The organism is Nitratidesulfovibrio sp. (genome assembly GCF_040373385.1).
Classification (GTDB): domain Bacteria; phylum Desulfobacterota; class Desulfovibrionia; order Desulfovibrionales; family Desulfovibrionaceae; genus Cupidesulfovibrio.
In genome coordinates, this window is record NZ_JBDXXH010000007.1 from 1 (window position 1) to 13,377 (window position 13,377).

General features: G+C 68.3%; 9 protein-coding genes and 1 riboswitch. Of the genes, 4 read left to right on the top strand and 5 right to left on the bottom strand.

What is annotated here, in order from left to right; translation table 11 throughout:
* Positions 1 to 142: 142 nt before the first annotated feature.
* Positions 143 to 227, top strand: a riboswitch (ZMP/ZTP riboswitch).
* A gap of 278 nt (positions 228 to 505) precedes the next feature.
* Positions 506 to 1,729 (top strand): benzoate/H(+) symporter BenE family transporter, encoded by a 1,224-nt coding sequence (locus tag ABWO17_RS12320; RefSeq protein ID WP_353118952.1) that lies wholly within the window; start codon positions 506 to 508, stop codon positions 1,727 to 1,729.
* A 244-nt stretch (positions 1,730 to 1,973) separates the two neighbouring features.
* Here ABWO17_RS12320 and ABWO17_RS12325 read toward each other — a convergent pair whose 3' ends face one another.
* Positions 1,974 to 3,050: an HDOD domain-containing protein gene (locus ABWO17_RS12325; RefSeq protein WP_353118954.1), complete on the bottom strand. Its 1,077-nt coding sequence runs from the start codon at positions 3,048 to 3,050 to the stop codon at positions 1,974 to 1,976.
* Positions 3,051 to 3,612: 562 nt separating this feature from the next.
* The gene (locus ABWO17_RS12330; protein ID WP_353118956.1) at positions 3,613 to 5,301 is read right to left on the bottom strand and encodes a long-chain fatty acid--CoA ligase; all 1,689 of its coding nucleotides are present in this window, start codon (positions 5,299 to 5,301) and stop codon (positions 3,613 to 3,615) included.
* 384 nt (positions 5,302 to 5,685) lie between these two features.
* Here ABWO17_RS12330 and ABWO17_RS12335 point away from each other — a divergent pair, with 384 nt between their 5' ends.
* Positions 5,686 to 5,991: a Dabb family protein gene (locus ABWO17_RS12335; RefSeq protein ID WP_353118958.1), complete on the top strand. Its 306-nt coding sequence runs from the start codon at positions 5,686 to 5,688 to the stop codon at positions 5,989 to 5,991.
* A 107-nt stretch (positions 5,992 to 6,098) separates the two neighbouring features.
* Here the strand turns inward: ABWO17_RS12335 and ABWO17_RS12340 are convergent, their stop codons facing one another.
* Complete coding sequence (locus ABWO17_RS12340) at positions 6,099 to 6,761, bottom strand: class I SAM-dependent methyltransferase (protein ID WP_353118960.1); 663 nt, start codon at positions 6,759 to 6,761, stop codon at positions 6,099 to 6,101.
* 188 nt (positions 6,762 to 6,949) lie between these two features.
* On the opposite strand from ABWO17_RS12340, the gene ABWO17_RS12345 reads away from it, so the two are divergent.
* Positions 6,950 to 7,885, top strand: coding sequence for a LysR family transcriptional regulator (locus ABWO17_RS12345; RefSeq protein WP_353118962.1), 936 nt, complete (start codon positions 6,950 to 6,952; stop codon positions 7,883 to 7,885).
* Here ABWO17_RS12345 and trhA read toward each other — a convergent pair.
* Both trhA and ftsY read right to left on the bottom strand, forming a co-directional pair.
* Positions 7,872 to 8,519: a PAQR family membrane homeostasis protein TrhA gene (gene trhA, locus ABWO17_RS12350; protein WP_353119255.1), complete on the bottom strand. Its 648-nt coding sequence runs from the start codon at positions 8,517 to 8,519 to the stop codon at positions 7,872 to 7,874. The two genes, ABWO17_RS12345 and trhA, sit on opposite strands and share 14 nt — an antisense overlap.
* A gap of 318 nt (positions 8,520 to 8,837) precedes the next feature.
* On the bottom strand, positions 8,838 to 10,205 hold the full coding sequence (gene ftsY / locus ABWO17_RS12355) for a signal recognition particle-docking protein FtsY (RefSeq protein WP_353118964.1): 1,368 nt from the start codon (positions 10,203 to 10,205) through the stop codon (positions 8,838 to 8,840).
* Positions 10,206 to 10,717: 512 nt separating this feature from the next.
* On the opposite strand from ftsY, the gene ABWO17_RS12360 reads away from it, so the two are divergent.
* Positions 10,718 to 13,033, top strand: coding sequence for an ATP-binding protein (locus ABWO17_RS12360; protein ID WP_353118966.1), 2,316 nt, complete (start codon positions 10,718 to 10,720; stop codon positions 13,031 to 13,033).
* Positions 13,034 to 13,377: the final 344 nt, after the last annotated feature.

The window sequence follows — 13,377 nt, forward strand, 5'->3', positions numbered from 1 at the left end:
GGGGGGGGGGGGAGGGCAGTGCGCTGTTCTGGCCGTACCCCTCTTCGATCGTGGTGTTGCGGCGGATGTCTTGGCCGTGCGGTAGGGCAAGGCGCGTCTTGACGCTGCAACGGCGACGGTGCTAGCACCGCACATTACCTACATGATGCCGCGCGACTGGCGAGAAAGTGGAGCAACACCACGAGGGAGCGCGGCATACGTCAGCGCCGCTCGCCTGGGCCGCATCGGACACGATGCCGACAACGACCTTTCCCGCACCGCCGGGAAAGCCTGTCCGGAGGCCGCCCATGTGCTTGTTCATGGTATTTCACGCAATCCATTCCCGATTCGACGGCGGTAATGCCGCAGGCGTTCGCGGCGCGGGCAGGTCCTGCGCCTGTCTTGCCGTGCGCGCCAGCCATCCCGCCAGCACCCGCCTTTCCGCGTGCACCCATTCGGCCGCGCTGCTTCGCCTGGTTCCTGCCGCCATTCGCCCCCTTTCCGGCCCTTTCCGGGGGAGGTCCGCATGCTGAAGCGCATCCTGTCAGAATCGTCCCTCTCTGCCCTTGTGGCGGGCCTTGTGGCGGTCATCGTCTCCTATGCCGGACCTGCCGCGCTGATGTTTCAGGCCGCCGATGCCGCGCACCTGACCCAGGCCCAGTTGTCCAGCTGGATCTGGGCCATTTCCGTGGCCAGCGGCGTGACCGGCATCGGCCTCAGCCTGCGTTACCGCGTGCCGGTGATCACCGCGTGGTCCACCCCCGGTGCGGCGTTGCTGGCCGCCGGATGGACTGCCTACAGCTATCCTGAGGCCATCGGGGCGTTCATCGCCGTGGGCGTGGCCATCACCGTGTTCGGGGTCACCGGGCTGTTTGCCGCGTTCATGGACCGCATTCCCAAGGCCGTGGTGTCGGCCATGCTGGCGGGCATCCTGTTCCGGTTCTGCGTGGACGTGTTCACGCGCACGCAGGCCGCCCCGCTGTTGGTGGCCCCCATGCTGCTGGTGTGGCTGGCGGCTCGGCGTCTGGCCCCGCGCTATGCCGTGCTGCTGCCGCTGCTGGCGGGGCTGCTGGTAGCGGGGCTGACCGGCCAGCTTTCGTTCGGCGCGGTAAGCGCCGCGCCCGCTGTGCCGGTGCTGACCATGCCCCATTTCACCATGGGGGCGTTGCTGGGCCTTGGCGTGCCACTGTTCGTGGTGGCCATGGCCGGGCAGAACGCCACGGGCCTTGGGGTCATGCGCGCATCCGGCTATGACACCCCCGGCAGCCCGCTGGTGACGTGGACGGGCGTGGCATCCACCCTGCTGGCGCCGTTCGGCTCGCACGGGGTAAACCTTGCGGCCATCACCGCCGCCATCTGCACCGGGCCGGAAGCCCACGCGGATCCGGCGCGGCGCTACTGGGCGGGCATCTTCTGCGGTGGCTTCTACGTGCTGGTGGGCACCTTCGGCGCCACGTTGGTGGGCCTGTTCACGGCCCTGCCGCAGGCGCTTGTGGCAGTGGTGTCGGGCCTGGCCCTGCTGGGGGCCTTTCTTGGCGGGCTGACCCAGGCCACGGAAGACCCGGTGCACCGGGAAAGCGCCATCATCACGTTTCTGGTCACCGTGTCCGGGGTGAGCCTGCTGGGCGTGGGCTCGTCGTTCTGGGGGCTGCTGGCGGGCCTGCTGGTCGGGGCGGTGCTGGTGGGGCCGCAGGCGCGGTTGCAGGCGGCCATTCACGCGCGCTCGGAGGGCGTGGCGGCGCGCAGGTAGAAGGGATTGTACCCGTCCGGGTGTGGCTTTGCCGTACCCGGGCGGAGCATGCATGAAATGATCGGCGGCGTGGACGGGGTGACCGTTCGCGCCGCCGTTGCGTTGCCGGGGTGGAAATATGGGAGGGTCAGGGGCGTTGCGTGCCTGAGCCGCGTTGGGGCTATGGCAGCGCAGGGATGCTGGCCCCGGTCAGGGGATCGTCCCGGAGCCGGGCGAACATCTTGGGTTAGGGCGCACGCCTCGATCAGGCCGTCACGTCGCCAAAAAGGGCCTGTTCCATGGCCTCGGTGTCGGCGAGGATGTGCCCAACCAGCGAAGAGAAGTCGGCGGGGGACAGCTTCAGGCGGTCCAGCGCGCCGCGCGCGGGCTTGTGCAGCAGTTCGTCACCCGGCATGTGGTAGCCCAGAGCCACGGCAATGCAGTCGCCAAGGTGCACGTATACACCCAGGTCGCTCCAGGCGCGGGCATCGGCTTCATGGTGGGTGCCCGCTGCTTCGGCCACGGCATCGCCCAGCCGCCAGGCATCCAGCAGCCGACGGCCTATGTCGCAATGGTCGTAGCCCAGCAACTCGCGTTCTGCTGCCTGGATGGGCATGGCGCCTTCCGTGGCGCGGCGGGATATCTGGGCCGCCAGGTCCGGCAGGTTGCCCATCAGCAGCAGGTGGCCGATGTCGTGCAGCATGCCCGCAACAAAGGTCCGGCCCGGCTCGGCTCCGCCGCAGGCCACGGCCAGCGCGCGGGCGGCGGTGGCCACACAGGCGGCGTGTCGCCAGAAGGTGCGCCGGGCCACAACGTCGCGCGGGGTCATCAGGCGCATCAGTGATGCGGCGGTGACCAGGCTGAGAATCTGGCGCATGCCCAGCATCATCACTGCGCGTTGCACCGTTTCCACGGGCACCAGCGGGGCGTGCAGCGGGCTGTTGACGATGCGCAGCACGGCGGCGGTCAGGTAGGTGTCATGCTGGATGACCTGCGCCACGTCGTCGGGGGTGGCGTCATCCGAGGTCACCAGCGCGCTCAGGCGCTGCACCACTTCCGGCGGGGTGGTCAGGGCCGGGCGGCGGGCCAGCAGCGCGGCCAGCGAGGGCGTGTCTGCCCGTGGTGCGGTGGGATGGGGGGCGGTGGTCCGGACCGTGGCGGGTCGGCTGCCGTCTGCGGTGCCGGGGTGCTGCACGGTCACGCGGGGAGAGTCCGGCTGCCCATCGCGCAGCAGGAGCACGCGCGCCCAGTCCGCAAGTTTGGCCAGCAGCGGATGGGCCAGGTCCACCTGGGCAAAGCGCCGGGACAGTTCCGCGTCTGCCCATGCGGCAGAGGGGGGCACGCTGGCTGCGCCGGGGCGTGCGGCGTGATCCGGGACAGAGTCCAGGCCAGGCTGAGCCGGGGGCTGGGCCGGGTGCGGTGCGCCCCCTGTCTGTGGGGCAACTGCGGGAGAGGCGGATGCGCGGGGCTTTCCGCCGTTGAGGAATCCCATGGTGTGGCCGGGTGAGCCGCGTGGTGCGCGGGCAGAGTGTGTCCGTCAGCCTGACGGATATCCCAGAGCGCCCGGCTTGAAAAGCGGACACTGGCGGAAGTGCGCAGGCCCAAAACGCAGAACGGCTTGCGGACCACCCGCAAGCCGATTTCTGCGTCATGCAAAGAAAGGAAGGATATCTGGGTTACTGCATGCGGCGTGCCAACCTGTGCCACCCTGCGATTTGTGTGCGCAACACGCTGATATTACATATGTTGTTCGCGCGGCTCGGGGTGAGTCACAGCCCTGCTCCGCGTGCAGGAAGTTGAACCGATCTTCCACGGTCCCGCAAGGGGGCCAAGAAATTTGACCGCCGCCCCGGTGCGGGATGGTGGGTCCTGTCCCGCTTCCCGTATCGCCCCTCGCCGTCCGCCTATTGCTCGACGTACAGGTAGCGCTTGATCTTGTGGGTGGGCGTCTTCTCGAAGGGTTCGGTCTGCTCGATGACCTTGTGCAGCCGCGCGAAGGTGGACACCTTGGTGTTCACGTCGTTGCGCAGTTCCTCCAGCAGGGCGGCCACCTTTTCGTGCGCCTTGGCGGCGGGCAGGCCGCCGAATTCCTCGTCCAGCCGCGCGTAGTCCAGGTGGATGCGGGCCGCCAGCCTGCCGTCCAACTGGAACACCAGCGATTCCATCACGTACGGCGACTGCTGGATAACCGCTTCCACCTCTTCGGGGTAGATGTTCTCTCCGCTGGGCCCCACGATGACGTTCTTCAGCCTGCCCTTGATGTACAGGTAGCCGTCGCGGTCGAACTTGCCGAGGTCGCCGGTGCGGAACCAGCCGTCCTCGGTAAAGACGGAGGCGGTGATTTCCGGCGCCTTGGCGTATTCGCGCATCACGTTGGGGCCGCGCACCAGTATTTCGCCTTCGCCGGTGGCCGGGTCGGGCGCGTCGATGCGCACCTCCACCCCGGTCAGGGGCCAGCCGGTGGCGGTCAGCCGGGTGTCGGACGGCCCGCAGCCCGCCACAAGGGGCGAGGTTTCGGTCAGGCCGTAGCCGATGGCGTACGGAAAGCCCGCCTCGCGCAGAAAGCGTTCCACGTCGGGCGCGATGGCCGCGCCGCCGATGCAGAAGATGCGCAGCGCCCCGCCAAAGGTCTGCAACAGTTTCTTGCCCGCCATGGCATGCAGCTTGCGCCGCACGAAGGGCAGCGCATACAGCCGCCGCTTCAGCCAGGTATCGGTGAACTTTGGCAGCACGGCGGACTTGAAGATCTTTTCGATGACCAGCGGCACCGACAGCATGGCCGTGGGCCGCACCTGGGCCAGTGCGGGCAGCAGGGCGCGCGCCGTGGGCGGCTTGTCCATGTAGTGCACGTGCGCGCCGTTCAGCACCGGCAGCACCAGCCCCAGCGTACATTCGTAGGTGTGCGACAGGGGCAGGATGGACAGCATGCGGTCGCCGGGGACGATGCGCACGATGCTTTTCACCGCGTCGGCGTCCCACACGATGTTGCGGTGGGTCAGCACCACGCCTTTGGAATGGCCGGTGGTGCCGGAGGTGTAGATGATGGCCGCCACGTCGTCCTCGCCCGGCTCTTCGGCGGCAACGTGGGTGAAGCGCATGGCCTTGTCGCGCAGGCGTCGGAATTCGCGCAGGCCGCGTTCCTTCAGTTCGCGCAGCTTGTCGCGCGTGGCCCCCTGCTGCACGGGGTGGAAATTCTCTATCTGGATGAGTTCCGGCGGGGTGTCGAACTGGCCGTCCTCCAGCTTGGTGAACAGCCGTTCGGAGACGAACACCACCTTGGCTTCCGAATGGCGGATGATGTGGTGCACGGCATCCGCGTGAAATTCCGGAAGGATGGGCACGGCGATGGCGCCCATGGCGGTAATGGCGAAATAGGCGATACCCCAGTTGGGCATGCTTTCCGAAAGGATGGCCACCCGGTCTCCGCGCGTCACGCCCTGTTCCGCCAGCAGGGCAGATACCGTGGTGGCGTGCTCGAGCAGTTCGCGGAAGGTTATGGGCGTGCCGCCTATCTGCGACAGCGCGGGCTGGTCGGCGTACAGTTCGGCGCTGCGTTCCAGCACCCGCCTGAGGGTAAGCGTCTGCAACTCCATGCAAGCTCCTTCGTGTGGGACTTCACGGATGTACGGCAAAGCCGGATTCGCCGCAATCCCATGCGATGCGGCGGCAGGCGCGGAGTGCGGGGTGTCGCCGTAACGTCACGCAGGGAAGGTGCGAGGCGGGGCGTTGCAGTGGTCAGACGTACGTGAAGCGGGGCGGATACGCGGGCAGACCGTGGCGGGGTGCTGACGGCATGGGGCCGGACGTGGATGAAGAGGCGGCGACGAAGGAGAAGCGCGGTGCCGTGAAAGAGCGCGCTTTCGTGGGGTGCGGCACGTGCCCCAGCGGGCGCGCATGCGCGCACCGGTTGACCACGCAGCCCATCGTGACGCATACCGGAGGAACCATCCAAACCCCAACGCCGCACGAGGTTTCCCATGCTCAAGCACATCGTCTGGTGGACCCTGAAGGACGAGGCCGAAGGCGCCTCCGCCGCCGAAAACGCCGCCAAGATGAAGGCCATGCTCGATCCGCTCATGGGCAAGATTCCCAGCCTGAAGGGGCTGGAGGTGAGCACCACCTTCCTCGGCACCACCACCGAGCCGGTGCAGATCATCCTGGTGTCCACCCACGACGACGCCGAAGGGCTGAAGGCCTACGCCGAACACCCCGAACACATGCAGTGCGTGGACTTCATCAAGAAGATCGTGGCTAGCCGCAAGGCCATCGACTTCACGGTGTAGCCGCGCTGGCCGGGTGCGCCCGGCGGTGCCTTTTTCCGGGGCGGAAGAGCGCGGGTTCTTCCGCCCCGTGCCGTTCCGGCGGCCAGGCGGTCACGCAGGCATGCCGGTCACGACCCGCCAGCCGGTCGGGGGCACCGGGTGCCCCAGGCTACGAAGATGGAGATGCTGGCGCTGCCGCAACCGCAGGCGGATGTGGCGCAGCAGGTGCCGCCTGCGTCCTCCACCCGCACGTCGCGCAGGCCCGCCTCGCGCAGCCAGCGGGCCACGTCCCCGCGCCGGAAGCCGGGCCAGCGGTCGTGGTGTTCCTGCAGCAGAAAGGCGTTGTCGTGCCGGTCAAGGTCGGTCAGCACCACCCTGCCGCCGGGCCGGACGATGCGCGTCATCTCGCGCAGGGCCGCGCCGGGGGCGTCGACATGGTGCAGGTACATGTTGGCGAAGGCGTGGTCCACAGCGCCGTCGGGCAGGGGCAGGGCGTTGCCCTCGCAGACCCGGCAGTCCACCGGGGGCAGACCGGGGCCGCCCGCCGCGAAGGGCTTGGCCCGCAGTACGTCCAGCATGGCCGCGTTGGCGTCCAGCGCCATGACGGCCACGCCTTGCGCCACCAGCGCCTCGGTGACGAAGCCGGTGCCCGCGCCCACGTCCGCCACCGTCTGGCCGGGGGCCAGTGGTGCCCGCGCGCAGGCCGCCTCGCGCACGGCCTCGGAAAAGAATCCGGCGCGCAGGGTATCCCAGTCGCCCGCCACGGCATCGAAATAGCCCTTGCATCCCATTTGCGTCCTCCTGCATGTTGCATGTTGCCGTCGGAAGCCGGAATGTATGCCCGCACCGCCCGCCCGGCCATTCGCATGTTCCGGTGGCCGGTTCGGAAAAATTGAAGGCAGGCGGCCCTGTCGGCATGTGCGGCCAGTCCGGCGTTGCGTCGTATGCAGTCCATTGACCGTCCGGCACGGGGAGAAACATGGAACTCTATCAGTTGCGCACCTTTGCCGAGGTGGCGGACACCGGAAACCTGACCCGCGCGGCGGAACGGCTGCACGCCAGCCCGCCCGCCATCAGCGCGCATATCCGCGCGCTGGAGGACGAACTGGGGGTGACCCTGTTCCGGCGCACCCCGCGCGGCATGGAACTGACCGACGCCGGGCGCGACCTGCGTGAGCGGGCAGGCACGGTGCTGGCCGGGGCCGAGGAGTTGCGGTCGCGTGCGCTGGCACTGCGCGGCGAGCCGGAGGGGCAGGTGACCCTTGCCCTGCACGCGGCCTCGAACCTTTTGCGGGTGGATGCGGCGCATGCCCGACTGCGCGCGGCCGCGCCCCGCGTGCGTCTGCGCCTGTCGCGCGCCATGAGCTGGGAAGTGGTGGCCGACCTGCGGTCAGGCGCGCTGGACGCGGGCTTCCTGTACCTGGCGGATCAGACCTCGCCCGGTGGGGCGGCTGACGGCGTGACAGGGCCGGAAGGAGTGGTCGTGACGCCCCTGGCGCGGGTGGGGTTGCACGTCATTGGTCCGCTGGAATGGGCGGACGTGCTGCAAACGGGCACCCTGGCCGAACTGGCGGCGCTGCCCTGGCTGTGGGTGCCGTGCGAGTGTCCGTTCTGCCCGGTGATGGAGCGCTTGTTTGCCGAAGTGGGCGTGGAACCCACCGTGGCCGCCGTGGCGGAGCAGGAGGACGCCCTGTGCGCGCTTGCCGCCGGAGGCGCCGGGCTGACGGTGATGGTCGAGGCCGAGGCGCGCGCCGCCGTGGCGGAAGGCCGACTGGCACTGCGCGAGCAGCCGGTGGCGCATGTGACGCTGGTGTTCGCCGTGTCCGCCGCCCGGGCCGAGGAACCGGCGCTGGTGGCGCTTCGTGACGCGGTGTGCGCTGCGTGGAGCGCGGACGCCGCCCCTATAGCTGGCTGACGTAGGAATACATGACCACGAAGTGGCAGAAGCTGCCCGCCATCACGAACAGATGGAATATCTCGTGGAAGCCGAAGTGCCGGAAGCGGTTGGGGCGCTTCAGGGCGTAGATCACCGCGCCCACCGAATAGAACGCGCCGCCCGCCACCAGCCAGGCCAGGGCTCCGGCCTGCAGGTTCATGACCAGCGGGTAGATGCCCGCAAGGGCCATCCAGCCCATGCCCAGGTAGATGCCCGTGGATACCCAGCGCGGGGCGTGCAGCCAGAACACCTTGGTGAAGATGCCCGCCACGGCCACCGCCCACACGCAGCCGAACAGCGACCAGCCCCACGGCCCGCGCAGCGGGATGAGGCAGATGGGCGTGTACGTGGCCGCGATGTAGACGAAGATCATGGAATGGTCCACGCGGCGCAGCAGGCGCGTGCCCCGTTCCTGCAGCGGCAGCCAGTGGTACAGGGTGCTGGCCGTGTACAGCAGCACCATGGACACCCCGAAGACGGAAAAGGTCACCACGTGCCACGGCAGCAGGGGCGAGGCGGCGCGCACCACCAGCAGCACCGTGCCCAGCACGGACAGCAGTGCGCCGATGCAGTGGGTAAGGCCGCTGACCGGGTCGCGCAGGCTGGACACCATGCGGCGCAGCAGCGAGGCTGATGGAGCGGACTGGGGGGGGAGCAGGGCGGTGGTCATGCGGGTGTCCTCCTGACGGGGGCACTGGGGAAGTGGCGCGGCACGCGCGGGCGGCGGGCGGAAAAACCTTGCCTCGTACTGTTGGCATAGCCGGTTTCCGCCCCGCCGTCACCGGGGGCAGGGCGGGCAGGCTGCGGAAACGCATGCCGGGCGCCCCCACGGATGCGGCAGGCGGGAAAACGAAAGGGCGGAATGTACGCGCCCCGTGTACAGGGGGCTGCGCCCATTCCGCCCGGAAATGCCATGTGCGGTGCGTCCGGCCTATTCGGTGTCCGGTCGACCTACCTCGCGGCCCACGCCCAGCAGGGCCAGGGCAAAGTCGCCGCCGTCAAAGGGGCGCAGGTCTTCCATCTTTTCGCCAAGCCCCACGAAGGTGATGGGAATGCCGAACTGCATGGCCACCGCCACCACGATGCCGCCCTTGGCAGTGCCGTCCAGTTTGGTCAGCACTATTTCGTCCACCCCGCAGGCCTCGTTGAACAGCCTGGTCTGCGACAGGGCGTTCTGGCCGGTGGTGGCGTCGATGACCAGGATGGAGCGGTGCGGCGCGCCGGGGTGCTTGCGCTCCAGAATCCGGCGGATCTTGTGCAGCTCTTCCATCAGGTTGACCTTGGTGTGCAGGCGGCCCGCCGTGTCCACGAACACGATGTCGTAGCCGCCCGCGAGCGCCACGTCCATGGCCTCGAAGGCCACGGCGGCCGGGTCCGACCCGGCGGACTTGGCGTGAAAGTCGGCCCCCACGCGTTTGGCCCACACTTCCAGTTGTTCGATGGCCGCCGCGCGGAAGGTGTCCGCCGCGGCGATGAGCACCTTCTTGCCCTGCATGCGGGCGCGGTGGGCCAGCTTGGCGATGGTGGTGGTCTTGCCCACGCCGTTGACGCCGATCATCAGCACCACCTCGGGCGGGGTCACGGCGGCGATGCGGCGCGGCGCGCGAAAGATGTCCTGCAATTCCTCGCGCAGCAGGTCGCGGAAGGCGGCGGGGTCGTCGGTGCCCGCCTTGCGGGCGCGTTCCTTCAGGCGGCCCACCAACTGCGTGGCGGGTTCGAAGCCCACGTCCGCCATGATCAGGATTTCTTCCAGCTCTTCCCAGAAGGTCGCGTCGATGCGGCCATGCGAGGCCAGCAGGGCGTCGATGCGGCCGGTGATCTGCTCGCGCGTGCGGGCCAGGCCCTCGGTCAGTTTCAGGAACAGGCGGTTGCGTTCGTCTTCCTCGTCCTCCAGGTCAAGGGCAAGGGCCAAGCGGTATTGCAGTTCGGAGCGGAAGTCGGCGACATACCGGTAGTCCATGGCGGCAAGCCAGCGCCGGAAGTCGGCGATGAAGGCTTCCGCCTCGGTGTCCGGGGTTTCCAGCGCGGCAAACAGGAAGCGCAGCCGTTCCCACAGCGTGTCGTCCGCCTCTTCCACTCCGGCCAGCACGTGGCCCAGCCACACCGAAAGGCGCGGCTCGGACTGGCGCAGGGCGCGGGCAAGGTCCGCCCGCCAGGGGGCGTCCTGTGTGCCCGGCGCGTCGGGGGCTGCCGGTTCCGGCGTCGTTGCTGCGGCGTCCCGTGGGGCCGCTGGCGGTGCCGTGGGCGCATCCTCGTCGCGGGGAGTCCACAATTTCTTGATGGCGCTGAAGAAACCCATATGTCGTCCTCCGATGCGGGAGATGGGAGCAGTGGGAAAGCGGTGCGGGCCGTACCGGTTGGCCGGGGCCATGCCGGATGCGGGGCCGCCACAACTTTGCCCAGAACCCCCGGCGAGTCAAGGCGGACGGGGCCAGACAGGCCAGACAGGCCAGACGGGGGCCAGACAGGCCAGACAGGCCAGACGGGGGCCAGACAGGCGAGGCAGGGCCAGGCAGGAGATGACGGATGGCAAGGCCGTGGCGCACGGGCTGCCAGCCGCGCCTGTCCGCGCGGACATTTTTGCCCGCATCTGCCTGCCAGACTGCCGGGAACGGCCTGCCGACCCGCCCACGGATTGGCATTTCCGTCGCACCGTTGCCCCGGCACTCTTTCCATCGCATGGCGCATCGTGTAGGCTGTCGGAAACCGGATGGCCGATGCGTCGCCGTCCGTCCCGCGCTCCTTTCCGCACGGGGCGGCACGCGCTGGCCGCGCCCCTCCGACGACAGGCGACGGGGACTTGACGCGCGCATGAGCAACACCACCGCCAGCAAAGGACTCTCCGTCCCGGACATCATCAAGGGGCGCTCGCTGTCGCGCGACCTCACCGTGAGCCTCGTGGTGATGGTGCTGGTGGTGGTGGCGGCGCTGTTCTCGTTCGTCTACGTGCAGATTTCGCGCGACATGCTGCACGAGGTGGACCGCAAGGCCGACGAATACATCACCCGCCTGGCCGATATCCTGTCCATTCCCATGTGGAACTTCGATGCGCGCACCATGGACCAGATCGGTTCGGTGTTCGCGCAGTACGAACTGATCAACGAAATCCACATCGAGGACGCCCAGGGCAACACCCTGTTCCGGGTGCGCAAGGGGGCCGACCCCGACGCCACCGTGTTCCGTGAACGGGCCGTGCGCTTCGAGTCCGAGACCATCGGCCGCGTGTCCATGGTGGTCACCCTGCAAGACTACCGGCGCAGCCTGGAGCGGCTGCTGAAGGCCAGCGCCCTGATCATGGGCAGCGTGCTGGTGGTGCTGCTGGCTTCCACCGGGGTGCTGCTGCGCGTGTTCCTGCGCCGCCCGCTGGAGGCGTTGCGATCAGGCATGGACCAGATAGCCCGGGGCGACTTTGCCTACGACATGCGCTCCATCGCCCATGCCGAACTGGCCCAGATCGCGGAAAACTTTTCGCGCATGTGCAGCCAGGTGGAGCAGCGCGAGAACGAACTGCACGCCATCAACACCAAGTTGCAGGACGAGATCCAAAGCCGCCGCCAGACCGAACTGGCCCTGCGCGCCAGCGAGGAACGCTACGCCCTTGTGGTGGGCGGCACCAGCGACGGCATCTGGGACTGGGACCTCATCGCCAACTCCGTGTATTTTTCGCCGCGCTGGAAATCCATCGTCGGCTACGAAGACCACGAGCTTCCCAACCGGCTGGACGAGTGGAAGGAACGGGTGCATCCCGACGACCTGGACACCGTGCTGCATGCCCACGACGACTACCTTGCCCGGCGCGTGCCCGAGTTCCAGGTGGAATACCGCATGCGCCACAAGGATGACAGCTACCGCTGGATCCTGGGGCGCGGCGCGGCCCTGTGGGACGCCAAAGGGGTGCCCGTGCGCATGGCCGGTGCCCATACCGACATCACCGCCCGCAAGGAAGTGGAGCAGGAACTGCGCGAGGCCAAGAACAACCTCGACAACATCCTGAACGCCATGCCCTCGATCATTGTGGGGGTGGACCAGTCCGGCAGCATCACCCTGTGGAACCGCACGGCGGAACGCGTTACCGGCCAGCCGCGCGACGCGGTGCTTGGGCGCCCCGTGGGCGAAGCCCTGCCCGACTTCGGCTTTCTGCTGGACGAAATCCGCCGCTCCATCGCCGAGGGCGGCACCATTGCGCTGGACAAGACCCCCGTGTCCGGTCCCGGCGTTACCCGCTATTTCGACATCGTCATCTACCCCGTGGTTTCGCGGGGCAGCTTTGGCGCCGTGGTCCGCCTGGACGACATCACCGGCCGCATCCGCATCGAGGAGATGATGGTGCAGACCGAAAAGATGCTGTCGGTGGGCGGTCTTGCGGCGGGCATGGCGCACGAGATCAACAACCCCCTCGGCGGCATCCTGCAGGGGGCGCAGAACATCCAGCGCAGGCTTGAACCGGACTTCGCCCCCAACGTGGTGGCCGCCCACGAGGCGGGATGCTCCATGGATTCCATCCGGAGTTACCTGGACCGCCGGGGCATCCTGCGTTTTCTGGAGGGCATCCGCGAATCGGGCAACCGTGCGGCCAACATCGTTTCCAACATGCTGGAATTCAGCCGCCGCAGCGAATCGCGCTGGCAGCGGGTGTCGCTGCCGTATCTGGTGGACCGCACCCTGGAACTGGCGGCCAACGACTACGACCTGAAGAAGAAGTACGACTTCCGGCATATCGACATCGTGCGCGACTTCGCTGCCGACCTGCCCGACCTGCCGTGCATGCCCACCGAAATCGAACAGGTGCTGCTGAACCTGTTCAAGAACGCCGCCCAGGCCATGCACCTGCGCGGCGAGAGGTCCGACCCGCCGCGCATCTCGGTAAGCCTGCGGCACGAGGGCAGCGCGTTGCGCATCGACGTGGCCGACAACGGCCCCGGCATGGAAGAGGACGTGCGGCGCAGGGTGTTCGAGCCGTTCTTCACCACCAAGAGCGTGGGCGAGGGCACGGGGCTGGGACTTTCGGTGTCGTACTTCATCATCACCACCAACCACGGCGGTACCTTTACCGTGGATTCCGAGCCGGGCCGGGGCACGGTGTTCACCCTGCGGCTGCCCCTGGATCAGCGCCACGTGACCACCTAGGCCCCAAGCGCCGCCATCTCCGCCCCTTTCCTTCCGGGTCCGCCATTTCCGCGTCATTCTGCCTTGTTACCCGCCGGTCACGCCGCGCCTTCTCGCGCGGCGTTGTGCGTTGTGGCGCCACCCTGCTGCGAATCGGATTTCCGCATGCCGGGAGCTACCCCGCGTCCTTTCGCCCCGCCCCGCTGCAACGTCGCGTCCGCCAATGCCTTCCTCCTTGCCATAAGAGACAAATGTTTCTACATGTTTCCGCTCGGCACTGCACGATGTGGACAAGGGCGGCTAACAGCCGCCCGCCATTGGCGCGCGAGGGAACGTTGCCCGGTTTCGGGCGGCGTGCGCGCCGG

Bases quoted from the DNA above. Each gene is read 5' to 3' on its own strand.
- ABWO17_RS12320 (WP_353118952.1), top strand. From the start codon at position 506: ATGCTGAAGCGCATCCTGTCAGAATCGTCCCTCTCTGCCCTTGTGGCG.
- ABWO17_RS12330 (WP_353118956.1), bottom strand. From the start codon at position 5,301: ATGGAGTTGCAGACGCTTACCCTCAGGCGGGTGCTGGAACGCAGCGCC.
- ABWO17_RS12335 (WP_353118958.1), top strand. From the start codon at position 5,686: ATGCTCAAGCACATCGTCTGGTGGACCCTGAAGGACGAGGCCGAAGGC.
- ABWO17_RS12340 (WP_353118960.1), bottom strand. From the start codon at position 6,761: ATGGGATGCAAGGGCTATTTCGATGCCGTGGCGGGCGACTGGGATACC.
- ABWO17_RS12345 (WP_353118962.1), top strand. From the start codon at position 6,950: ATGGAACTCTATCAGTTGCGCACCTTTGCCGAGGTGGCGGACACCGGA.
- trhA (WP_353119255.1), bottom strand. From the start codon at position 8,519: ATGGTGTCCAGCCTGCGCGACCCGGTCAGCGGCCTTACCCACTGCATC.
- ftsY (WP_353118964.1), bottom strand. From the start codon at position 10,205: ATGGGTTTCTTCAGCGCCATCAAGAAATTGTGGACTCCCCGCGACGAG.
- ABWO17_RS12360 (WP_353118966.1), top strand. From the start codon at position 10,718: ATGAGCAACACCACCGCCAGCAAAGGACTCTCCGTCCCGGACATCATC.